At 72.5% G+C, this 21,634-nt stretch carries 19 protein-coding genes and 1 pseudogene; 12 read left to right on the forward strand and 8 right to left on the reverse strand.

Annotation, left to right across the window (positions count from 1 at the left end; all coding sequences use genetic code 11):
- The first annotated feature begins 1 nt into the window (after position 1).
- Positions 2-1,252, forward strand: coding sequence for a DUF1501 domain-containing protein (locus tag ACQEVC_RS05285; protein WP_432873857.1), 1,251 nt, complete (start codon positions 2-4; stop codon positions 1,250-1,252).
- Positions 1,253-1,274: 22 nt separating this feature from the next.
- On the opposite strand, the gene ACQEVC_RS05290 is transcribed toward ACQEVC_RS05285, so the two are convergent.
- The 4 genes and pseudogenes from ACQEVC_RS05290 to ACQEVC_RS05305 form a co-directional block, all read right to left on the reverse strand.
- Entirely contained in the window at positions 1,275-1,874 is a 600-nt protein-coding gene (locus ACQEVC_RS05290) for a hypothetical protein (RefSeq protein ID WP_432873859.1), read from the reverse strand.
- A gap of 4 nt (positions 1,875-1,878) precedes the next feature.
- A complete protein-coding gene (locus ACQEVC_RS05295) occupies positions 1,879-2,469 on the reverse strand; it encodes a DNA-3-methyladenine glycosylase I (protein WP_432873861.1) in 591 nt (196 codons plus the stop codon).
- A gap of 125 nt (positions 2,470-2,594) precedes the next feature.
- A complete protein-coding gene (locus ACQEVC_RS05300) occupies positions 2,595-3,113 on the reverse strand; it encodes an SRPBCC family protein (protein WP_346259866.1) in 519 nt (172 codons plus the stop codon).
- Between the two features lie 455 nt (positions 3,114-3,568).
- A pseudogene (locus tag ACQEVC_RS05305) lies at positions 3,569-4,180 on the reverse strand (DivIVA domain-containing protein); the annotation flags it as partial.
- Between the two features lie 225 nt (positions 4,181-4,405).
- Here ACQEVC_RS05305 and folP point away from each other — a divergent pair.
- Positions 4,406-5,275, forward strand: coding sequence for a dihydropteroate synthase (gene folP / locus ACQEVC_RS05310; protein ID WP_432873863.1), 870 nt, complete (start codon positions 4,406-4,408; stop codon positions 5,273-5,275).
- Between the two features lie 97 nt (positions 5,276-5,372).
- Here the strand turns inward: folP and ndhC are convergent, their stop codons facing one another.
- The gene (gene ndhC / locus ACQEVC_RS05315) at positions 5,373-5,753 is read right to left on the reverse strand and encodes an NADH-quinone oxidoreductase subunit A (protein WP_432873865.1); all 381 of its coding nucleotides are present in this window, start codon (positions 5,751-5,753) and stop codon (positions 5,373-5,375) included.
- A gap of 319 nt (positions 5,754-6,072) precedes the next feature.
- Between ndhC and ACQEVC_RS05320 the strand changes: the two genes are divergently transcribed.
- Entirely contained in the window at positions 6,073-7,920 is a 1,848-nt protein-coding gene (locus tag ACQEVC_RS05320) for a 2-oxoacid:acceptor oxidoreductase subunit alpha (protein ID WP_432873867.1), read from the forward strand.
- A complete protein-coding gene (locus ACQEVC_RS05325) occupies positions 7,913-8,947 on the forward strand; it encodes a 2-oxoacid:ferredoxin oxidoreductase subunit beta (RefSeq protein WP_432873869.1) in 1,035 nt (344 codons plus the stop codon). The genes ACQEVC_RS05320 and ACQEVC_RS05325 overlap by 8 nt, the downstream gene beginning before the upstream one ends.
- 73 nt (positions 8,948-9,020) lie before the next feature.
- Here ACQEVC_RS05325 and ACQEVC_RS05330 read toward each other — a convergent pair whose 3' ends face one another.
- Positions 9,021-10,049, reverse strand: a complete 1,029-nt coding sequence (locus ACQEVC_RS05330) for a potassium channel family protein (protein ID WP_432873871.1) — start codon at positions 10,047-10,049, stop codon at positions 9,021-9,023.
- A gap of 252 nt (positions 10,050-10,301) precedes the next feature.
- On the opposite strand from ACQEVC_RS05330, the gene ACQEVC_RS05335 reads away from it, so the two are divergent.
- The 6 genes from ACQEVC_RS05335 to ACQEVC_RS05360 all read left to right on the forward strand — a co-directional run bounded on the left by ACQEVC_RS05335 (position 10,302) and on the right by ACQEVC_RS05360 (position 15,292).
- On the forward strand, positions 10,302-10,559 hold the full coding sequence (locus ACQEVC_RS05335) for a hypothetical protein (RefSeq protein ID WP_318400213.1): 258 nt from the start codon (positions 10,302-10,304) through the stop codon (positions 10,557-10,559).
- Between the two features lie 217 nt (positions 10,560-10,776).
- Entirely contained in the window at positions 10,777-12,435 is a 1,659-nt protein-coding gene (locus tag ACQEVC_RS05340) for a glycoside hydrolase family 10 protein (protein WP_432873873.1), read from the forward strand.
- A 214-nt stretch (positions 12,436-12,649) separates the two neighbouring features.
- A complete protein-coding gene (locus ACQEVC_RS05345; protein WP_318400210.1) occupies positions 12,650-13,201 on the forward strand; it encodes a phospholipase in 552 nt (183 codons plus the stop codon).
- Between the two features lie 304 nt (positions 13,202-13,505).
- The gene (locus ACQEVC_RS05350; protein WP_432873875.1) at positions 13,506-13,727 is read left to right on the forward strand and encodes a hypothetical protein; all 222 of its coding nucleotides are present in this window, start codon (positions 13,506-13,508) and stop codon (positions 13,725-13,727) included.
- A 588-nt stretch (positions 13,728-14,315) separates the two neighbouring features.
- On the forward strand, positions 14,316-15,113 hold the full coding sequence (locus ACQEVC_RS05355; protein WP_432873877.1) for a helix-turn-helix domain-containing protein: 798 nt from the start codon (positions 14,316-14,318) through the stop codon (positions 15,111-15,113).
- Positions 15,104-15,292: a DUF397 domain-containing protein gene (locus ACQEVC_RS05360; protein ID WP_318400206.1), complete on the forward strand. Its 189-nt coding sequence runs from the start codon at positions 15,104-15,106 to the stop codon at positions 15,290-15,292. The genes ACQEVC_RS05355 and ACQEVC_RS05360 overlap by 10 nt, the downstream gene beginning before the upstream one ends.
- A gap of 160 nt (positions 15,293-15,452) precedes the next feature.
- Here the strand turns inward: ACQEVC_RS05360 and ACQEVC_RS05365 are convergent, their stop codons facing one another.
- Complete coding sequence (locus ACQEVC_RS05365; protein WP_432873879.1) at positions 15,453-18,287, reverse strand: ATP-binding protein; 2,835 nt, start codon at positions 18,285-18,287, stop codon at positions 15,453-15,455.
- 289 nt (positions 18,288-18,576) lie between these two features.
- Positions 18,577-18,795: an FmdB family zinc ribbon protein gene (locus tag ACQEVC_RS05370; RefSeq protein WP_432873881.1), complete on the reverse strand. Its 219-nt coding sequence runs from the start codon at positions 18,793-18,795 to the stop codon at positions 18,577-18,579.
- A 56-nt stretch (positions 18,796-18,851) separates the two neighbouring features.
- On the opposite strand from ACQEVC_RS05370, the gene ACQEVC_RS05375 reads away from it, so the two are divergent.
- Positions 18,852-20,501, forward strand: coding sequence for a lytic murein transglycosylase (locus tag ACQEVC_RS05375; protein ID WP_432873883.1), 1,650 nt, complete (start codon positions 18,852-18,854; stop codon positions 20,499-20,501).
- Positions 20,502-20,573: 72 nt separating this feature from the next.
- Positions 20,574-21,596, forward strand: a complete 1,023-nt coding sequence (locus ACQEVC_RS05380; protein WP_432891040.1) for a GNAT family N-acetyltransferase — start codon at positions 20,574-20,576, stop codon at positions 21,594-21,596.
- Positions 21,597-21,634: the final 38 nt, after the last annotated feature.

The following is a 21,634-nucleotide window of genomic DNA, read 5'->3' on the forward strand; positions in this document are numbered from 1 at the left end:
GATGGACATCCTCACCCGACGCAGGTTCCTGCTCGCCAGTGGCGTGGCCGGGGCGGGAGCGCTCGCGGCCGGCGCAGGCGCGTACGGCCTGTCGGACCTGTTCGACACGGCCGGTGACCGGGACCCGCAGGCCCGTACCCTGGTCCTGGTCACCCTCTACGGCGGCAACGACGGGTTGAACACCGTCGTCCCGTACGCCGACCCGGCCTACCAGGACGCCCGCCCCGAGCTGGCATACTCGGCCGACGAGGTGAAGCGGCTGGACGACCGGGTGGGGCTGAACCCGGCGCTGGCCGGGCTGCACCGGCTGTACGGCGAGGGCAGGCTGGCCATCGTGCGCGGTGTCGGATATCCGACACCGGACCGCAGTCACTTCCGCTCGATGGACATCTGGCAGACCGCCCGCCCCGACCGCCCCGAGCACACCGGCTGGCTCGGCCGCTGGCTGGACGGGGCGGGCGGCGACCCCCGGCTCGCGGTCTCCTTCGAGCCGACCCTGCCGCCGCTGCTCGCCGGTGCCCGCAGCGCGGGTGCCGCCGTACCGGTGACCGAGCGGAAGGCCCGCCGCCCGGTCGGCGACCCGACGCTGGCCAAGCTCGCGGTGGCGGAACCCGGCGAACCGGCCGGTCAGGCCCGGGCCGCCGCCTGCTTCACCGACCTGCGCGCCGTCGACGCGATGATCACCGAGGTACGCGACGCCGCCGCGGCCGAGGAGGCCGACGACGGCGGTGACGACGACCGGCCGGCCGCGACCGCGACCGGCGGGGCGCGCAGTTCGCTCGCCGCCCAACTCGACCTGGTGGCGCAGTGCGTCGAGGCCGGGGTGTCGAGCCGGGTCTTCTCGGTCTCCCTGGGCGGCTTCGACACGCACGCCGACGAGAAGCAACTCCAGGCGGTACTGCTCGGCCAGGTCGACAAGGCGCTGACCGCCTTCGTCGACCGGATGGCCGGTACCGGGGCCGGGCGCCAGGTGGTGGTGGCGGTGTACTCGGAGTTCGGCCGGCGGGTCCGGGCCAACGCCTCGGACGGCACCGACCACGGCACCGCCTCCGACGTCTTCCTGCTCGGCGCCGGGGTACGCGGCGGCCTGCACGGCGAACCGCCCAGCCTGACCCGGCTCGACGACGGCGACCTGCGGTTCACCACCGACTTCCGGGACGTCTACGGCAGCCTGCTGGAGCGGGTCCTCGACACCGAACCGGAGCAGGTGCTGGCCGGCTGGCGGGGGCGGCTCTCCGGCGTACTGACCTGACGGCCGCCGGGGCGGGGCCGGGTCAGTCCTCGTCCTCCTCCGGATCCTGGTTGGCCTCGACGCCGAGCACGAACGCCTGCATCGCCAGCTCGTCGTCCGACGGCGCGACGAACGCCGGCAGCTCGCGGGGGCCCAGCTCCTGGACGTACGCCCAGAACAGCCGGACCGCCTCGGCCGGTGACCCCGCCTCGATCGGCAGGTCCAGGCTGACCAGGTAGTTCCGGCGCTCCGGCGCCGGGCCGACCCGCCCAACCAGCTCCTGGTAGACCGCCGGGTCGACCGGGGTGACCGGGCCGTCGAGGGCGAGCCGGTCGGCCGGGACCGGCGCGTCGAAGACCTGCCGGGTGTACGTCACCGCGAGCGCCCCGGTCTCGCCCGGTCCGGACTGAGGATCGTCCGGATCCCGCTCCTCGACGCCATCGGCGGCGATCACCCGGCCGAGCGCGACCACCAGCGGCGGCCGCTCGTCGCGGACCACCAGGACGGGGTCACCGGGGCCGGGGCGGGGCCCGCCGTTGTGGCCGGTCAGCTCCAGGGTGTCGTGGTGGAAGAGCCGCTCGGCCTCGTAGCGCTCACCGGGGATGACGACGGCCCACGTCCGGGCCGAACCCGCTGCACTCATGCCGCTATCCCATCACGGCGGCGGCCGGCCGCTTCACGTGGCAACCGTCGAGATGGTCGTCGACCATGCCGGTCGCCTGCATCAGCGCGTACGCCGTGGTGGGGCCGACGAACCGGAAGCCCCGCTTCCGGAGTGCCTTGGCCATCGCGGTCGACTCCGCGGTGATCGCGGGCACCTCCGCGAAGGACCGGGGCCGGGCCGCCCGGGCGGCCGGGGCGAACGACCAGAGCAGTGCCGCCAGCCCGTCCGGCAGGTCGAGCGCGGCCCGCGCGTTGGCGATCGCCGCATCGATCTTCGCCCGGTTCCGTACGATGCCGGCGTCCGCCATCAACCGGGCCACCTCCGCGTCGCCGTAACCGGCCACGGTCTCCAGGTGGAACCCGTCGAAGGCGAGCCGGAACGCCGGCCGCTTCCGCAGGATGGTCAGCCAGGAGAGCCCGGACTGGAACGCCTCCAGCGTCAGCCGCTCGTAGAGCGCGTCGTCGCCGTGCAGCGGCCGGCCCCACTCCTCGTCGTGGTAGACGGCATAGTCCGGGGTACTCGCGCCCCAGCGGCAGCGGGCCAGCCCGTCGTCGCCGGTCACCAGATCAGTCACGGCGCCAACGGTAGGCCAACCGGCCGACAACCTGCCGGTGACCAGCACCACCACCGCCGTCCCGGCAACGGCCGGATGGTGCCGGGGTCAGGGCAGGTGGCCGGGGTCAGGGCAAATGGCCGGGGTCAGGGCAGTTGGCCGCGCTCCACCAGCCGGGCGAACCGCTTCAGCGCCTGGGTGAGGCCGAACTTGGAGCCGGGCCAGAGCACCGGCCAGGCCACCCGACCGGCCGAGCCACCGGGCAGGTGGAACCACTCGTGCCAGACCACCTGGGTCCGATCCTCGGCCATCTGGGTGCAGCGCAACACCCCGGGGCCGCGCAGCAGACCGCCGCAGTGCACCACCCGCACCTCGTACGGCGGGTCCACCCGGACCACCCGCATCTCGTCGCGGAGCACGGCCGGCCCGACCGCGGTGACTGCCTCCACCAGGCTGCCCTCGCCCCCGTCCCCCTCCACCAGCCGGACCCGGGTGAACGGGATCCAGTCGCCCTGCCGTTCCCAGGCGGTCAGCGCGGCGAAGACCCGGGGTGCGGGGGCCGCGACGATGACCGTCGCGGTGACTTCTCCGGCGCCGGGCTGGGCCGCTGCCCGGAGCCCCTCGGTGCCGTCCGGATCCGCACCGCCCGGGTCGGCGGCGCTCACGCCCGCTCCGGTTGCTCCGCCGGTCCGCTCGGCCCGGCCGCCCCGTCCACCTGCATCGGCCGCCGGACCCGGGTGGTCGGCGCCCCGTCGGCCGGTTCGTCCGACTCGTCAGCGACGTCCGCCGGCACCGGCCGCCCGTCCACCAATTCGTCCCGCTCGACGGCGGTGTCCACCGGCACCACCCGCCCGACCGACCCGGACGGCCGCCCGTCCACCGGTTTGTCCCGCTCGACGGCGGTGTCCGCCGGCACCGGCCGGGGCGGCTCGGCGTCCGCGCCGCCGCCGGTCGGATCGCTCGATCCTGCGCTGGCGGCCGGCCGGATCGGTGCGGTGGGCTCGGCCAGGTCGCCGTCCTCGGCCTCGATCACGGAGCCGCCCACCCGGACCGGCCGGGTCGCGGCCGGCTCGTCGCCGCCCGCCCGGTCGTCCTCCCCGGGCGCGGCAGGCTCCGCCGGAGTGGGCTCGGGCCGGCTGGACGGCTCGGGCCCGAAGTCGACCCGCTGGAAGTCGAGCGGCGCCGGCTCGGCCGGCCCGGACCTGCGCTCGGCGCCGGTCGTGCCGTCCCCGGCGGCGCCGGCCGGGCCGCTCACCGGCGGTACCGGCGACGAGTGCACCCCGATCCCGCCGGTCGTCGCCGCGGCGGCCAGCGTACGGGCCGAGGAGTTGTCGACCACCGCGTCCGGCGCGGCACCGGCCGACCCGGCCGGTACGAGAGCCGCCTCCCGGGCCCGGCGGAGCACCTCGGCGTCGTCCAGCCGTCCCTCCCGCAGTGCGGTGACCTCCGCCTGGAGCACCCCGATCAACTCGTCCTTGTAACCGATGTCGTACGCGGTGCGGCGCAGCGCCTGGTCGACCTGGGCCATCCGGTAACCCCGCAGCGCCAGGTCGAACCGGACCTGCCCGACGTCGGTCTCCAGCAGCGGCCGGTTGCCGGGCAGCGGCACCGCCCGACCGTCCGGCTCGGCGGTGCCCAGCCCCGGATCGGAGCCGGTCACCAGCACCGTCACCCCGAAGACCACCGCCGCGACGGTCAGCGCCACGACCAAGAGGAGCAGAACCTGACCCATCCGCCGATGGTGGCATGGCGAGCCGGGCCGGGCGACCCCGCCACCCCGGTCATTCTTCGACGGACGTGAAACCCTGCCCGCCGGCACCGCCGCCGGACCGGACGCCGGCGCTCAGGGCGGCCCGGCACCCCGGCCCGCGAGCCCGACCGACGCGGGCGCCCGCACGGGTACGGCGGTCCGCGGCCGACTAGCGTGATCAGCGCCAAGACGGTGGAGGAGGAGTGGATGGCGGACGCGCTTCGACTGGGGCGGCGCACGTTCGCGCCCGGCGACCTCGCCGTGATGGCGATCGTGAACCGTACCCCGGACTCGTTCTTCGACCGGGGCGTGACGTTCGCGGCGGAGAGCGCGCTGCGGGCGGTGGAGCGGGCGGTGACCGAGGGTGCGGAGATCATCGACATCGGCGGGGTGAAGGCCGGGCCCGGTGTCGAGGTGGACGTGGCCGAGGAGATCCGTCGTACCGTCGGCACCATCGCCGCCGTCCGGGCCGCCTTCCCGGACGTGGTGATCTCGATCGACACCTGGCGGGCGGAGGTGGCCGTCGAGGCGATCGCGGCCGGCGCCGACCTGCTCAACGACACCTGGTCCGGAGCCGATCCGGCGCTCGCCGAGGTGGCCGCCGCGACCGGGGTGGGACTGGTCTGCTCGCACGCGGGCGGGTTGGCTCCGCGTACCCGGCCGCACCGGGCGGCCTTTCCCGACCTGCTGGGCGACGTGCTCGACACGGTCACCGGGCTCGCCGACCGGGCGGTCCGGCTCGGGGTACGCCGGGACGGCATCCTGATCGACCCGGCGCACGACTTCGGCAAGAACACCCGGCACTCGCTGGAGATCACCCGACGGCTCGGCGAGTTGACCGGCACCGGCTGGCCGGTGCTGGTGGCGCTGTCCAACAAGGACTTCGTCGGGGAGACCCTCGACCTGCCGGTGGACCAGCGACTGGAGGGCACCCTCGCGGCCACCGCGATCTCGGCCTGGCTGGGTGCCCGGGTGTTCCGGGCCCACCAGGTACGCCCGACCCGGCGGCTGCTGGACATGGTCGCCTCGATCCGGGGCGACCGCCCCCCGGCGGTCTCCCGGCGCGGACTGGCCTGACCCGGCTCCGGTCAGACCGGCCTGGCAGTGCCGGTCAGACCTGCCGGACCGCCCTCGTCAGACCTGCGGACCCCCGGTCATGCCCGGCTCACCGGGCTCACTGCGTCCAGCGGAGGATGTTCTTCCGCCAGGCGTAGAGGATGCCGAGGGCGAGCACGGCGACGAAGATGGCCATCTCGACCACCGTGACGAGGCCGAACCCGGGCCGGTCGAAGACCACCGCCCAGGGAAAGAGGAAGACCGCCTCGACGGCGAACAGGACGTAGAGATAGGCGTAGACGTAGTAGCGGATCTGCATCTGCGCCCAGTCGCTGCCGACCGGGTCCAGCCCGCACTCGTAACTGGCCCGCTTGCCGGGCGGGTCCGCGGGGCGGGCCGGCCTGAGCACCCGATTGGCGGCGAACGCCCCGACGAAGACCAGTACGCTGGCGAGCAGCAGCAGCCCCAGCGTCGCGTACGACCCCAGGTATCCGGTCATGTGCGGCAGCCTACCGCCCCGTGTCGGGTTTCTGCCCCGCAGAATTCGACGTCCGGAGTTCGGTGATCTGGATAACGACACCGCTTTCCGGGTGGGGCGAAAGCACGCTAATGCTGCCATTACAGCGTCCCACGGGACGGACCTTGGGGAAGGATCACCTAACCATCGACGTAGGCTCTGCAATGAAGGACTGGAGCGGGCCCGGCCCTCACCACCGCCAACCCGCCACCGGCGCTCAAGGAGGACATGTGGCCGAGCAAGGCGAGGTCACCCCTGAGCTCAGCCCGTCCGACCGGGCCGAGCGAAGCGAGGTGCAGCAGTGAGCAAGCAGGTCCAACAACTGGATCGGGTGGTCATCCGGTTCGCCGGCGATTCCGGCGACGGCATGCAGCTCACCGGCGACCGATTCACCTCGGAAACCGCTCAACTGGGCAACGACATCTCGACGCTGCCGAACTTCCCCGCGGAGATCCGCGCCCCCGCCGGCACGCTACCCGGAGTGTCGAGCTTCCAGGTGCACTTCGCGGACTACGACATCCTGACCCCGGGCGACGCCCCCAACGTCCTGGTCGCGATGAACCCCGCCGCGCTGAAGGCCAACCTGGCCGACCTGCCGCGCGGGGCCGACATCATCGTCAACACCGACGAGTTCACCAAGCGCAACCTGGCCAAGGTGGGCTACCAGGTCAGCCCGCTCGACGACGGCTCGCTGGACGGCTACGTGCTGCACCCGGTGGCGCTGACCTCGATGACCGTCGGCGCGCTGGCCGAGCACGACGTCTCGAAGAAGGACGCCGAGCGGGCCAAGAACATGTTCGCGCTCGGCCTGCTCTCCTGGATGTACTCCCGGCCGTACGAGTCGACCATCCGGTTCCTGCAGCGCAAGTTCGCCGCCCGGCCGGAGCTGGTCGCGGCGAACACCGCCGCCTTCAAGGCCGGCTGGAACTTCGGCGAGACCACCGAGGACTTCGGGGTCCGCTACGAGGTCAAGCCGGCGAAGATGAACCCGGGAACATACCGGAACATCACCGGCAACGCCGCGCTCTCGCTGGGCCTGGTCGCCGCCGGTGTCCGGTCCGGGCTGCCGGTCTTCCTCGGGGCGTACCCGATCACCCCGGCCTCGGACATCCTGCACGAGCTGAGCAAGCACAAGCGGTTCGGCGTCACCACGATGCAGGCCGAGGACGAGATCGCGGCGATCGGGGCCGCGCTCGGCGCCTCGTACGGCGGTGCGCTCGGCGTCACCACCACCTCCGGCCCGGGTGTGGCGCTGAAGGGCGAGACGATCTCCCTGGCGGTGGCCCTGGAACTGCCGCTGGTCATCGTCGACGTGCAGCGGGCCGGCCCGTCCACCGGGATGCCGACCAAGACCGAGCAGGCCGACCTGAACATGGCGCTGTACGGCCGGCACGGCGAGGCACCGGTCGCGGTGGTCGCCCCGCGTTCGCCGTCCGACTGCTTCTTCGCCGCGCTGGAAGCGGCCCGGATCGCGCTGACCCACCGCACCCCGGTGATCCTGCTCTCGGACAACTACGTGGCGAACGGCTCCGAGCCGTGGCTGCTGCCGGACGTCGAGTCGCTGCCGGACCTGCGGGTCGAGTTCGCCACCGCGCCGAACGGCGAGGACGGCAAGACGTTCCTGCCCTACCTGCGCGACCCGGCCACGCTGGCCCGGCCGTGGGCGATCCCCGGCACGCCGGGGCTGGAGCACCGGATCGGCGGCCTGGAGAAGGCCGACAAGACCGGCGACATCTCGTACGACCCGGCGAACCACGACTTCATGGTGCGGACCAGGGCGGCCCGGATCGAGGCGATCCAGGTACCGGACGTCGAGGTCGAGGACCCCGACTCGGACGCCCGGGTGCTGGTGCTCGGCTGGGGCTCGACGTACGGGCCGATCGGCGCCGCCTGCCGTGGGCTGCGCCAGCGCGGCCTACCGGTGGCCCAGGCGCACCTGCGGCACCTGTCGCCGCTGCCGGCCAACCTCGGCGAGGTGCTGGCCCGCTACGAGAAGGTGGTGATCCCGGAGATGAACCTCGGCCAGCTCGCGCACGTGATCCGGGCCCGCTACCTGGTCGACGCGATTGGATACAACCAGGTCCGGGGGCTGCCGTTCACCGCCGTCGAGCTGGAGACCATGCTGGAAGAGGTCGTGAAGAATGCCTGAGTCCGTCGCCCTCAAGCTCACCACCAAGGACTTCAAGTCCGACCAGGAGGTGCGCTGGTGCCCCGGCTGCGGTGACTACGCGATCCTCGCCGCGGTCCAGTCGTTCATGCCCGAGTTGCAGATTCCCCGGGAGCGGATCGTCTTCGTCTCCGGCATCGGCTGCTCGTCGCGCTTCCCGTACTACATGAACACGTACGGGATGCACTCGATCCACGGCCGGGCCCCGGCGATCGCCACCGGGCTCTCGGTCTCCCGGCCGGACCTGTCGGTCTGGGTGGTCACCGGTGACGGCGACGCGCTGTCGATCGGCGGCAACCACCTGATCCACGCGCTGCGCCGGAACGTCAACCTCAAGATCCTGCTCTTCAACAACCGGATCTACGGGCTGACCAAGGGGCAGTATTCTCCCACCTCCGAGGTCGGCAAGATCACCAAGTCGACACCGGTCGGCTCGGCGGACGCGCCGTTCAACCCGCTCTCGCTGGCCCTCGGTGCCGAGGCGACCTTCGTGGCCCGGACCATCGACTCGGACCGCAAGCACCTCCAGTCGGTGCTGCGCGCCGCCGCCGAGCACCAGGGCTCGGCGTTCGTGGAGATCTACCAGAACTGCAACATCTTCAACGACGGCGCCTTCGACCAGTTGAAGGAGCCGGCCACCCGGGACGACTACCTGATCCGGCTGGAGCACGGCCAGCCGATCACCTTCGGTTCCGAGGGCCAGTTCTGCGTCGTACACCCGCCGGGCGGGTTCGGCCTGGAGGTCCGGGAGACCGCCTCGGTACCCGCGAGCGAGATCGTGGTGCACGACGCCACGGTGACCGAGCCGGCGTACGCCTTCGCGCTCTCCCGGCTGCCCGGCTTCGCCCTGCGCAACACCCCGATCGGGATCTTCCGCAACGTCGACCGGCCCAACTACGACGGTGTGGTCCAGGGACAGCTCGACGCGGCCCGGGCGAAGAGCACGGGCACCCCGGAGGAGCAGCTCGCCGGCCTGCTGAACAGCGGCGACACCTGGACGATCCTCTAGCTCGTCCAGGATCGCGGACCCGTCGACCGGTGAGCGCCGGTCGGCGGGCCTGGGCCGGCAGCGCGGGCGACCGTCAGCGGGACTGGTCGGCAGCGGCGCTGCCGCTGCTGGACCGGTCGTCGCGGACGTACACCAGCATGTCGCCGGTCTCGATGGCGGTGGCGGCCTGGTCGGAGAGCGAGACCACCTTGCCCCGCCGGACCAGCGCGATGACCAGCGCCTCCAGCCGGCGCGGTGAGACACCGACCTCGTCCCGGGTGGCCGAGCGCATGGCCAGTGCCATGCCCTGACCGGGGGTGAGCAGGTCCTCGACGACGTCGATCAGCGGCGGGGCCGAGGTGGAGACGCCGAGTAGCCGGCCGGCGGTCGCCGACGAGACGATGACGTGGTGCGCCCCGCTCTGCCGCAGCAGCGGGGCGTTCTCCGCCTCCCGGGCGGCGGCGATGATCCGGACCTGGCCGGCGGTGAGCTGCCGTACGGTCAGCGTGACCAGTACGGAGACCTCGTCGCTGTCGGTCGCGATGATCACGGATTTCGCGTGCCGGACGTGCGCCTCGTTCAGCGTCGCCGACCGGGTGGCGTTCCCCTCGATCACCACCAGTCCGGCCGAGGTGGCCTGCCGGACCGCCGCCGGATTTCGCTCGACGACGAGGATCCGTTGCTTGTCGAAGCCGGTTTCGAGCAGTGCGGAGATCGCGCTACGGCCCTTGGTGCCGTAGCCGCAGATGATGACGTGGTCCTTCACTTTCCTCCTCCACCGCGTCAAGCGGAGGTTGGTGCGGTACTGCTCGGTCAGGACTTCCAGGGTGGTGCCGACCAGGATGATCAGGAACAGCACCCGGGCCGGGGTGATCACCAGGACGTTGATCAGCCGGGCTCCCCGGGTGACCGGCGTGATGTCGCCGTATCCGGTGGTGGATAGGGAGACCACCGCGTAGTAGAAGGAGTCGAGAAGGGTGATTCCGTCCTCGTTGACGTCACGGTAGCCGTCCCGGTCGAGGTAGACCACCGCGACGATCAGCAGCACGAGACCGATCGCGGCGGCGAGCCGCTGGCCCAGCGCCCGTAGCGGCCCTCTGCGGATGGCGGGAAAGTGGATCATCGCCAACCCCGCCTCATCGCCGCCGCCCGCACGCCCACAACATAGCGGGGATCTTCGCACCGGGTTGGCCGGGTGCCCGGATCGGGGCCGACAGGCCGGGTTGTGGTCGGGCGTCCAGCCATGCATCGAGCTGAAATTTTGGTTAGATACGTTGCGCTGGGTACGGCTGAATTAGCACGCTGTGACGTCAGGTGCGGTCATCCGCCCCCAAACCCCCGCGCTGCGCAACTCTCTCCGTCGCCTGGAGGTGCCGTGACCACGCTGCCCGCAGTTCCCGACCTGGCCGCCGGGACCGTACTCCAGCTCCGTCAGGAGGACTGGCGGTACGGCGGCTACCCGCTCCGGCTCCGGGTCGAGCAGGTCCGGCACGACATCTCACACTATTACCAGGACGAATGGGTCTGGATCGTCGGCGAGCGGCTCGACCGGGACGGCCGGGCACAGGGCCGGATCGAGGCGCTGGTCAGGGTGGCCGCCCTGGGCGAGCGCGACCGAGAAGAGCGCGGCTGAGCGGAGCGGGCCGGGCGCGGGGGTGTCCGGGCGGCACAGCGGATCGCGGGCGGCGGACCGTACGGCCGAGAGTCCATGGTCGGTCGAAGGCTTGCGCCCGGCGGCCACGGTGTGAAAATTTCCTTCCAGCGGCATAAGCGTGTCGGTATAAACCGCCGACGGGCGCCGCCGTGCCCCTCCCCGCCCCCCGGGGGAGCCCAATGAAGGGACGCACCGCATGAAGCCATATCGGCTCGTAGCCGCCGGGCTGGCCGCAGCGCTGCTCGGTTCGCTCGTCGCCGCCACACCCGTGAACGCCGCACCCGCGACCACCACCGCGCCCGCCCATGCCGGCAGCACCGGCTGCGCGACCGACCCCGCCACCCCGAAACGGCAGTTCCGGGCGATGTGGATCGCGAGCGTCGTGAACATCGACTGGCCGACCAAGGCGTCGTACACCGCGCCGGACCGGATCGCCGCCCAGCAGGCGGAGTACACCGGCTGGCTCGACCTGGCCCAGCGGCTGAACCACAACGCCGTGGTCGTGCAGGTCCGGCCGACCGCCGACGCGTTCTGGCCGTCGCCGTACGAGCCGTGGTCGGAGTACCTGACCGGGGTGCGCGGCCAGGACCCCGGCTGGGACCCGCTGGCGTACCTGGTCGCCGAGTCGCACAAGCGGAACCTGGAGTTCCACGCCTGGTTCAACCCGTACCGGATCTCCATGCCGGACGGCGCCGGCGCCGACGTCGACAAGCTCGCGCCGGGACATCCGGCCCGGGAGAACCCGGAGTGGGCGGTCGCCTACCCGCAGAACGCGGCCGGCTCCCGGCTCTACTACAACCCCGGCATCCCGGAGGTACGCCAGTTCGTCCAGACCGCCATGCTCGACGCGGTCAAGCGGTACGACATCGACGGCGTGCACTTCGACGACTACTTCTACCCCTACCCGGCGGCCGGGCAGGACTTCGCCGACCAGGCCACCTTCGAGCGGTACGGTGCCGGCTTCGCCAGCAAGGCGGACTGGCGGCGGCACAACATCGACCTGCTGGTCCAGGAGATGGGTCGACGGATCAAGGCGACCAAGCCGTGGGTGAAGTTCGGGGTCAGCCCATTCGGCATCTGGCGCAACAAGGCGGTCGACCCGCTCGGCTCGGAAACCAACGGCACCCAGTCGTACGACGCCAACTTCGCCGACACCCGCAAGTGGGTCAAGGAGGAGTGGATCGACTACATCGTGCCGCAGGTCTACTGGAACATCGGCCTCGCGGTGGCCGACTACGCCAAGCTGGTGCCCTGGTGGTCGGAGGTGGTCGCCGGCACCCGGGTGCAGCTCTACATCGGGCAGGCGGACTACAAGATCGCCGACCCGGCGCAGCCGGCGCCCTGGCAGGACCCGGCCGAGATGTCGAAGCACCTGACCTTCAACCGGGACTATCCGCAGGTCGCGGGCAACATCCACTTCAGCGCGGTGCAGGTCCGGGCGAACCGGCTCGGCGCCACCGACCGCTACGTCGCCGAGCACTACTCCCGGCCGGCGCTGATCCCGACCATGCCGCACCTGGCCGCCAAGCCGCTGATGTTCCCGGTGCTGACCGGCGCGTCCCGGCAGGCCGACGGCGTGCGGCTGCGCTGGCGGCAGCCGGCCGACGGGCTGGGGCCGTTCGGCCGGGCCACCTCGTACGCGATCTACCGGTTCGACGGAATCGACCTGCCCGGCTCCTGCGGCTTCGCCGACGCGGGCAACCTGGTCGGCACCGTCCGGGCCGGCGGTGCGGGGGCGCAGTCCTGGCTGGACAGCACCGCCGAACCGGGCCGGCGGTACAGCTACTACGTGACCGCACTGGACCGGCTGGCCAACGAGAGCCAGCCCAGCCCGCCGTGGTTCGTGCTCCGCTGAGCGGACCCGACCGGCACTGACGCGCGAATGCTCCGGGGTACGGCACCTCGGAGCATTCGCCTGTTCTGGCGCCGGTCAACGAAAATAAAGGTCGGATAGAGATCGGCGGGCGACGATGCCCCGAGACTGTCACCACGTAGATCACCTACCGGTGACAGCTCCGCCCCGCCCGGGCTCCCCACGAGGAAGCCCTTCCTATCCGGAGGTACCTGCCTTGTCCCGTCGCCTGCTCACCACCCTGACCGCCAGCATGTTCGCGGTGCTGGCGCTCCTCGGGTTCGCCGCACCCGCTGCCGCCGCGGTGACCCCCGAACAGAAGCTATCGGTGCTGTCGAGCTGGACCCAGACCAGCGCCAGCAGCTACAACGCCTGGAACTCCGCCCGCACCAACCAGGCCGCCTGGGCCGACTACGCCTTCAACTGGAGCACCGACTACTGCTCGTCGAGCCCGGACAACCCGCTCGGGTTCAACTTCGAGCTCTCCTGCCATCGGCACGACTTCGGCTACCGCAACTACAAGGCGGTCGGCCAGTTCGACCCGAACAAGGCCCGGCTGGACAGCGCCTTCTACGAGGACCTGCGACGGGTCTGCGCGACGTACAACGCGTTCGTCCGCCCGGCCTGCTACAGCCTGGCCTGGACCTACTACCAGGCGGTACGCGCGTTCGGCTCGCTGGTCATCAGCCAGTCCGACCTGGACAAGGCGGCCAAGCTGAAGGCCGACGGCGAGCGCCGGGCGGCTGCCGCCGCGGCCGCGGCCCGCTGACCTCCGCATCCGCAGGCCGCTCGTCGCCCAGGTGAACCCCCTCAACCTCCCCGCGCGGTCCGTGGTACCCGAAGGTGAAAGTCGGGGCGCGCGGGCCACGCCGTCCAGGTCGGAAGAGGCTCACTGATCCGGTCGGGGCCGGCGCCGATTGCCGTCGGCGCCGGTCCCGATGCCGGTCCCCTCTCGGCCCGGGTCCCCTCCCGGTGCGGGACCGGCCGGCTCAGATCGAGCGTCGCGCCAACGATCGCCGCCGCGACCCGCCTGGCGTCGGGGCCGTCCGGCGCGCACTGTCGAGCTGCCCCGGTTGTCCGCCCGCCGTCGGGGCCGTCCGGCGCACACTGTCGAGCTGCCCCGGATGTGCGCCCGGATCGAGGATCCGCGCGCCGGAATTGGAGTCCGGTTCGGCTGGCCGGCCCGGGTCGCCGGTCACGGCACGTCGCCGCCGTCCGGCGTTCTGGCCGAACCCGGCCCCGGCGGCTGTCGGCTGCCCGGCGCGGACCGCCCCCGGCTGCCCGGCGCGGACTGATCCCGGCTGCCCGGCGCGGACTGATCCCGGCTGCCCGGTGCGGACCGCCCCTGGCTGCCCGGCCGGCGTTGGCTGACCGGCCCGATCCGGCTGACCGGCCCTACCGGCCCGGCTGCCGACGGGACGCTCCCAGGTGAGCCGCTGGTTCGTCGGTCGGCCCCGGACCGGCGCCGGCGGCGGGTCGGCGGTCACGGACATCCGGGACGGCGGCAACGGCGGCCCGGCCGACCGTGCCGCGGGGGTCGAGTCGGGACATCTCCATCGGTGGCCACACCGGCAGTACCGCCAGAGTCGGCGCCAGTCCCTTCGATGCCGATCGGGCGTACGGCGTAACCAGCTCATCTCGCGATCCCCTCCGCGTCCGGTCTGGAGGCGGGGACCGCTCGTGCGGTGCCGGCTCCGAGCGGTCCCCGCGCGGGTACCGCTCTCCCCCAGAGACGACCCGGAGCGGTCCCGTCGGTGACAGTCTGGTGCAGCGGTAACTACTGTGGACGACGATCCGGCCTCTTTGCGCAGTTGAGCCACGGCGTACGCGTAGTCGTGAGTGGGCCGCGTAGATACCGACACATTCCGAGTGGAGGGTGCGTGATGGGCGCAGCGGTGGACCTCCTGGTCGAGGAGTTGATAGAAGCACGAACGTCCCGGGCCATGACCCAGGAGGAGTGGGCCCGCACGGTCAAGTTCTCTCCGACGCACGTCAGCTCGGTGGAGACGCGGCACCGGCCACCGACCGGCGACTACGTGGCCGCCGTGGACCGGGCGTTCCAGACCGGAGGCGCCTACACCCGGCTCCTGGTCAAGCTCGCCAGTTTCGACAGCGCGCCGATCTGGCTGCGGGACTGGATCGAAATTGAGCGGGAGGCGGTGCTGCTCCGCTGGTTCGAGCCGGCGTACGTGCCCGGCTTGTTGCAGACCGAGGCGTATGCTCGGGCGACCCTGGCCGGCGGCCGGTTCACCGCCGAGGAGATCGACCGGCACGTCGCCTCCCGGCTGGCCCGGCAGGCGATCCTCAACCGGGACGTCCCGCCGCAGCTCATCGCGGTGATCGACGAGGCGGTACTGCGCCGGCCAGCCCCGGAGCAGCCGGGGCTGATGGGTGAACAGGTGGAGCGGATCGTCGCGCTCGCGGAGCTGGACCACGTCCAGGTGCAGGTCGTCCCGGCCACCACCGGGATCTATCTGGGGCTGGCCGGACAGTTCATCATCGCCGAGATGCCGGACGACAGCAGGGTGGGGTATGCCGACAATCAGCTCAAGGCGCAGATAGTCGATCAACCGGGCGAAATTGCTAGACTGGTGCGAATGTGGGAAGTAGTGCGTAACCATGCTCTTCCCGTCAAACAATCGCTCGAACTGATCAAGGAAGTGTCGAAGATATGGACTTAACTGGGGCCGTTTGGCGCACGTCGACCCGGTCCGGTGGTAACGGTGGTGCCTGCGTGGAGGTGGCGGACAACCTGCCTGGGGTGGTCGCCGTCCGGGACAGCAAGGACCCGACCGGCCCGGTCCTGGCGTTCCGCCCCGACTCCTGGCGGATATTCGTCGACCTCGCCAAGGACCTCTGACCACCGCCCTGCCTCGATGCTCCCGCCCCCTCCGGGGTACGGGAGCATCGTCGTCTCCGGCACCGTGCCGACCGTTCCAGGTGTCCCGACGTCTCGACGAACACGCCGCGGCGGCCACCGCGACAACCCCGCTCGGCCGAGCCGGATCGGTGGGCGTGCCTCAGTGCTCGACCTCACGGGGCGCGTCGACGCTCTCCCGGGGCCGTGGGCGCTGTGCCGGCGTCTCGACGTGGGAGAACCTGATCGAGCCGGCGGCCAGGTCGGGATGGTCGACCTCCAGGGCCACCGCCGCCGCCTCCTCCAGGGTCAGTTCGGCGCCGGCCGCGTACGCGGTGTCGAAGGCCGTGTCGCCCATCAGGTTCCGCAGCGAGGCCTGCTCCTGGAGCCAGTACGCCCCGAAGGTGCCCGGGGTACAGCGCATCGCCGAGCGGGTGAGCTGGGCCGCGCCGAAGAGTCGCGCCGCCGACCTCGGGTCCCCGCCGCCGGCGCAGCGCACCGCGATCGCGTTCACCGTGTCGCAGGCCCTGGCCAGATAGCCGTAGCTCATCCGGGACCGCAGCGCGACGACCAGGTGGTCGTGCGCGGCGACCAGGTCGCCCCGGGCCAGCGCCACCATGCCGAGCAGCATGTCGACGGAGCGCTTGCCGCGCTCGGTCGGCCGGCCCGCCTCCACCGGCCGGGCCGCGCCGAGCAACTCGGCCGCCTCGTCCAGGGCACCCCGGCGCCAGAGCAGCTCTGCCAGGCTGTAGACGGCGAGCAGCGCCTCGCCGGCCACGCCCTCCGTCTCGGCCTCGGCGATCACCTCCCGGCACACCCGCTCGGCCTCGGCGAACCGTCCCATGTCGATCAGCGGCGCGGCCCGGCCGGCGAGTACCCGGGTCAGCAGGCCCGCGTCCCCGGCCTGCCGGGCGGCCGACTCGGCCCGCTGCGAGAAGCGCAGCTCCTCGGCGAACTCACCGTCCGCACCGGCATGCTGCGAGTGCATGTGGTACGCCGCCGCCAGCTCCGCCTCGGGGATCTGCTCGCCGGTCTCGGCGATCCGGCCGTAGAGCCGGAACAGCCACAACCGGCCCTCCCGGGCCAGCCCCCGCTCCCGCCACCACTCGTCCAGTCCACTGGCCAGTTGCAACCCCTGTCGGGCGCTGCCGCCGGTGACGGTCCAGCGCAGCGCGGCCCGCAGCTCGTCGGCGAGCGGGTCGAGCGCGTAGAGGGAGAGGGTGACCGGCCGGTCGTCCGGGCCCAGGTAGGCGCGCTGCAACGCGTGCAGCGACCAGGCCACGTGCCGGTCCCGGGCGGTCTGCTCCTCCCCCGCGTCGACCAGCCGGCGCGCCGCGTACGCCCGGATCGGGTCCAGCATCCGGTAGGTGCTGCCGGAGACGTTCGGCTCGGCCTGGATCATCGACTTGTCGACCAGCACCGACAGCGGGTCGAGCGGGTCGTCGTTGAGCAGCCACTCGACGGTGGCCAGGTCGACCGGGCCGGAGAAGACCGCCAGCCAGCGCAGCAGCCGGGCGGCCCGGGGGCCGAGCGTCCGGTACGACCAGGTGACCGTGGCCTGCATGGTGACGTGCCGCTGGGTGGCCGAGCGCTGGACCGCGCGGACGCCGACGGGTGGCGCCACCCCCCGGGCCGCCGCCGCCAGGTCCACGGTGTCCTGCTGGTTGGCGACCCAGCCCCGGGCCGGCACCGGGGCGGGTTCCACGTCGTCCCGGCCCGCGTCCAGGGCACCGAGTACGTCGTCCAGCCGTTCGGCGAGCTGGCTGGCGGAGAGTACCCGCAGCCGGGCGGCGGCCAGCTCGATCGCCAGCGGCAGCCCGTCCAGCCGGGTCACCACCCGTTGCAGGTCGGCCGACTCGGCCGGGCCGGACCGGCGCCCGCCCCGCGCCGCCGCGGTCCGGTCGAGCAGCAGGGTCACCGCCTCGCTCGGACCGCCACCGGGTGCCGGGTCGACGGAGAGCGGTGGGATGCGCCAGATCACCTCGCCGGGCAGCCCGAGCGACTCCCGGCTGGTGGCGAGCACGCGTACACCGCTGCCGCCGGCGAGCAGTCGCGAGATCACCTCGGCGCAGGCGGCCGGCTGGGCGTCGCAGGTGTCGAGTACGACCAGCATCCGCCGGGACGCGGCGAACTCGACCAGCGTCTCCAGCATCGGCCGGCCCGGCTCCGGCCGCAGCCCGAGGACCGCGGCGACCGCGAAGGCGACCAGCCCGGGATCGGTCACGGTGGCGATGTCGACGAACCAGACCCCGTCCGGGTACGACTCGACCACGCCGCCGGCCAGCTCGACCGCCAGCCGGGTCTTGCCGGCCCCGCCAGCGCCGACCACCGTCACCAGCCGGTGTGCGTCGATGAGCTGGTCCAGCTCCTCCCGCTCCGCCTTGCGGCCCACGAACGAGGTGACCTGGGTCGGCAGGTTGTGCGGGATCGCGTCGGCGGTGCGCGGGCGGGGGAACTGGCGCTCCAGCCCGGGGGCGACGAGCTGGAAGAGCCGCTCCCGGTCGTCGAAGCCGCGCAGCCGGTGCAGGCCGAGGTCGAGCAGGGAGGCGCCCGGCGGCAGCGGCGCGGCGTGCCTGGCGGTCGCGCCGGAGCAGAGCACCTGGCCGCCGTGCGCGGCGGCGGCGATCCGGGCGGCCCGGTGCACCTCGGCGCTGGCGTACTCCCCGTCGCGCGGCTCGGCCTGCCCGGTGTGCAGCCCCATCCGGACCCGGGGGGTGGCCTCCGGTGTCGGCCACTCGTGGTTGTTCAGCGCGCGCTGCGCGGCCAGCGAGGCGTCCAACGCGGACGAGGCGTCGGCGAACGCAACGAAGAACGAGTCGCCCTCGGTGAAGAGTTCGGTGCCGTCACTGGCGGCCAGCGTCGCCCGCAGCAGGCGCCGGTGCTCGCTCAGCACCGGCCGGTAGCCCGGACCGAGCATCTGGGCCAGCCGCGTGGAGCCCTCGATGTCGGTGAACATGAATGTCACCAACCCGCTCGGCAGGTGGATCCGTGCTGACATGCCTGGAACCTCCCGCCCCCTGGAAGTCGCGTTCATGCTGCCGCATATTTACGGGTTGGCCCATCGTAGAAACGGACGGCGCGACCCCGTACCAAGGTGCTAACCGGGGACTGTGCCACGAAACCGACATCACGGTCGCGAACTGTCCTCACTGAACCATTTCCACCTCCCCATGCGGTCGGCCGTGCCCGCAGGTGAGAGTCGGGGCGCAGGCGCCGCGCTGTTTGAGGTCGAAAGGTTCACTGTCCGGGACGGGAGGGGGCCGGGCCCGGACAGCCGGGGTACGGCCTCAGCAGCCGCAGCTCCCGCCGCAGCAGCCGCCGCTGGAGGCGGCCGGTGCCGGGGCGGCACCGGCCCCGCCGCGACCGGTGAACGCGACCGTCGACAGTAGCTTGACCGTGTCGTCGTGCCCCTGCGGGCAGGACGCCGGAGCCGTGGCCTCGGCCATCGGCCGGTTTATTTCGAAGGTGTCGCCGCAGGCGCGGCAACGGAACTCGTACCGGGGCATACCAACAGCGTACGGCCAGACCTGACGTTCGACGGTCGATGGGTAATACTCGACGGGTGGCGGAGCCCGACGAGATTTCTACGACTCGACCACTGCGGCCTGCGGCGCCGGTCTTCGACGGGCCGCTGGCGAGCTCGGGTGCGGCCCCGGATCCGGACTTCGATCCACCGTCGGTGACCGTGCCGCGCCCGCGCGCGGGGGCCGAGCCCGTCCGGCCCACCGAGCCGGAGCCGGTCGCCACACCCGCCGAGCCGAAGGCCACCGGCGCCGAGTCGGCCTCGCCGACCGCGTCCGAACCCGACCCGGCCTCGCCGACCGCGTCCGAACCCGAGTCGGCCTCGCCGACCGCGTCCGAACCCGACCCGGCCGCCGATCGCGCGACCGGCGAACCCGAGTTGGACTCGGTCACCGAGACCGCGCCGGTCCCGGTCGCCGGCTCCGGGTCGGACCCGGGTGTCGGCTCCGAGCCGGGCCCGCTCACCGGTTCACGGGCGGATTCGACTCTCACGTCGGAGGGTGAGGCCGCCACCGAACCCGGCCCGACGACCGAGCGGCCGGAGTCCGCCGCCGGTACCGAGCCGACCACCGCCGCCGGGCCGACCGCCGGTGCCGGGACCGAGGACGCCGCCGGACCGACCGCGCAGCCGACCGCCCCCGGCGGGGCCGAGAGCGCCGCCGGGCCCGCAGGTGGCAGCGCCGGCACATCCGCGCCGACGGCCACACCGCCGACGACGGGCAAGCCGGGCGAGACGGTGATCGACCTCGACGTACCGGCGACCGCGCCGGCCGGGCCGAACCGGCGGATCCGAGTCCGGTTCGCGCACGCGGTCGCCCGCTGGCCGTCACCCGGGGCGGTACGCGCCTGGTCCAAGCGGCCGAGCGGCCGGGTCACGCTGCCGGCGCTACTGCTCTTCGCCCTGGTCGCGGCGACCGGCGCCGCTGGCGCGTTCCTCCTCCCGGCCACCGCGCGCCAGGCCGGGCCGGTCCAGCCGGGTGCCGCGACGAGCCCACCGCCTTCGCCGACCGCCCCCGGGTTCCCCGTCGGTCCGGCCGGGCTGCCCTCGGGGCTGCCGAGCCCGCCGGCGTTCGGCACGCCCAGCGTGCCGGCGCCGCCCTGGAACGCGACCGGCGGGCGCCCCTCGGACGTGCTCGCCGGCTGGGCCGCCCAGATCGGGCCCCGGGTCGGGATCTCCACGACGGCGATGCAGGCGTACGGCTACGCCGAACTGCAGGTCGGCCAGACGGCGCCCGGCTGCCAACTCCGCTGGACCACGCTGGCCGCGATCGGCCAGGTGGAATCCGCGCACGGGCGGGCGAACGGGGCGATCCTCGGCGCGAACGGGATAGCCGCTCCCGAGATCATCGGCCTGGCGCTGGACGGCAACGGCGGCCGCATGCGAATCCTGGACACCGAGGACGGCCGGCTCGACCGGGACGCCACCTACGACCGCGCGGTCGGCCCGATGCAGTTCATCCCGACCACCTGGGAGGAGATCGGGGCCGACGCCGACGGCGACGGGGTGGAGAACCCGCACAGCATCGACGACGCGGCTCTGGCGGCCGGTAACTATCTGTGCAAGGGAGGCCGCAACCTGTCGGTCGCCTCGGACTGGTGGAGCGCCATCCTTTCCTACAATGACGTGCGGCCATATGCCCAATCGGTGTTCAACGCGGCCAACAAGTACGGCACGGACAGTCGGACTTAGCGTAATGTCCTCGACACATTGAAGAACTGGGCACTTTCGCCAGGCTGCGGTTGACGGCAAGCTAGACGGGTGATGGTGCGCGAGTGGGATCCCCGGACCGCCCCGGCCGCCGAGATCGAGTCCTTCCTGGACGCGATCAACGCGGTTTTCGCGGCCGACCTACCGGAGGACCCCCTGTGGGAAAACGGCATGCTCCGGGAGTACCTCTGCGAGGTGATGCCCGGCGAACGCCGGATCTCCTGGGTCATCCAGGACGAGCCCTCGGCCGACGGGCAGCCGGGGCGCATCCTCGGGCACACCCACGTACTCCTGCTGGGTGACATCGGCGTACTCGAGGTGATGGTGCACCCGGCGGCCCGGCGTCGCGGGCTCGGCCGCAAACTGATCGCCACGGCGGCCCGGCGGACCTACCAGGAGGGCTTCCGTTCGATGGGTGTCGAGGTCATCGGCGACACGCCCGCGGTCGGGTTCTACGAGGCTCTCGGCTTCGCCCGGGAATACGAGGAGGACCGCAGCGTGCTGCGGCTCGGCTCGGTCGACTGGGGCGCGCTCGGCGACATGGCCCAGGGAATCGGCACCGGATATCGTCTGGAGTTCTGCCCGGGCGGGCCGCCGGACGACTTGATCGAGCCGTACGCCATGGCGAAGGCCGAGTCGCGCGACATTGACGACGGTGACCTGGACCTACGGCCGAGTTCACATGATCCGCAGCGGCTCCGGGACAGCCTGAACTGCCTGCACCGGCGCGGCATGAAGCCGTACATCGTGCTCGCGATCGAGGAGAAGACCGGGATGGTCGCCGGGCTCACCGAGGTCGTCGTACCGGCCCAGCACCCGACCCGGGCCGACCAGTGGGACACCATCGTCGGCCAGGAGCACCAGGGCTACGGCATCGACCGGGCGATGAAGGCCCGGATGCTCTTCGAACTGCGCTCGGCCGAGCCCAAGCTCGCCGAGGTGCAGACCTGGAACGCCCGGACGAACGAGGCGATGCGGGCCGTCAACGCCGACCTCGGTTTCCAGGCCGACCGGGAGTGGTACGAGTACGGCGTCGAGGTGGCCGAGCTGGTGCACCGGCTGGACGGCGGCAACTGAGCGCGGCGGGACAGGGCGGGAACGCCCGAGCCCGCCCC

The organism is Plantactinospora sp. CA-294935 (genome assembly GCF_050936445.1).
Classification (GTDB): Bacteria; Actinomycetota; Actinomycetes; order Mycobacteriales; family Micromonosporaceae; genus Plantactinospora.

Bases quoted from the DNA above. Each gene is read 5' to 3' on its own strand.
- ndhC (WP_432873865.1), bottom strand. From the start codon at position 5,753: ATGACCGGATACCTGGGGTCGTACGCGACGCTGGGGCTGCTGCTGCTC.
- ACQEVC_RS05290 (WP_432873859.1), bottom strand. From the start codon at position 1,874: ATGAGTGCAGCGGGTTCGGCCCGGACGTGGGCCGTCGTCATCCCCGGT.
- folP (WP_432873863.1), top strand. From the start codon at position 4,406: ATGGCGGACGCGCTTCGACTGGGGCGGCGCACGTTCGCGCCCGGCGAC.
- ACQEVC_RS05325 (WP_432873869.1), top strand. From the start codon at position 7,913: ATGCCTGAGTCCGTCGCCCTCAAGCTCACCACCAAGGACTTCAAGTCC.
- ACQEVC_RS05285 (WP_432873857.1), top strand. From the start codon at position 2: ATGGACATCCTCACCCGACGCAGGTTCCTGCTCGCCAGTGGCGTGGCC.
- ACQEVC_RS05360 (WP_318400206.1), top strand. From the start codon at position 15,104: ATGGACTTAACTGGGGCCGTTTGGCGCACGTCGACCCGGTCCGGTGGT.
- ACQEVC_RS05370 (WP_432873881.1), bottom strand. From the start codon at position 18,795: ATGCCCCGGTACGAGTTCCGTTGCCGCGCCTGCGGCGACACCTTCGAA.
- ACQEVC_RS05330 (WP_432873871.1), bottom strand. From the start codon at position 10,049: ATGATCCACTTTCCCGCCATCCGCAGAGGGCCGCTACGGGCGCTGGGC.
- ACQEVC_RS05355 (WP_432873877.1), top strand. From the start codon at position 14,316: ATGGGCGCAGCGGTGGACCTCCTGGTCGAGGAGTTGATAGAAGCACGA.
- ACQEVC_RS05380 (WP_432891040.1), top strand. From the start codon at position 20,574: ATGGTGCGCGAGTGGGATCCCCGGACCGCCCCGGCCGCCGAGATCGAG.
- ACQEVC_RS05365 (WP_432873879.1), bottom strand. From the start codon at position 18,287: ATGTCAGCACGGATCCACCTGCCGAGCGGGTTGGTGACATTCATGTTC.
- ACQEVC_RS05340 (WP_432873873.1), top strand. From the start codon at position 10,777: ATGAAGCCATATCGGCTCGTAGCCGCCGGGCTGGCCGCAGCGCTGCTC.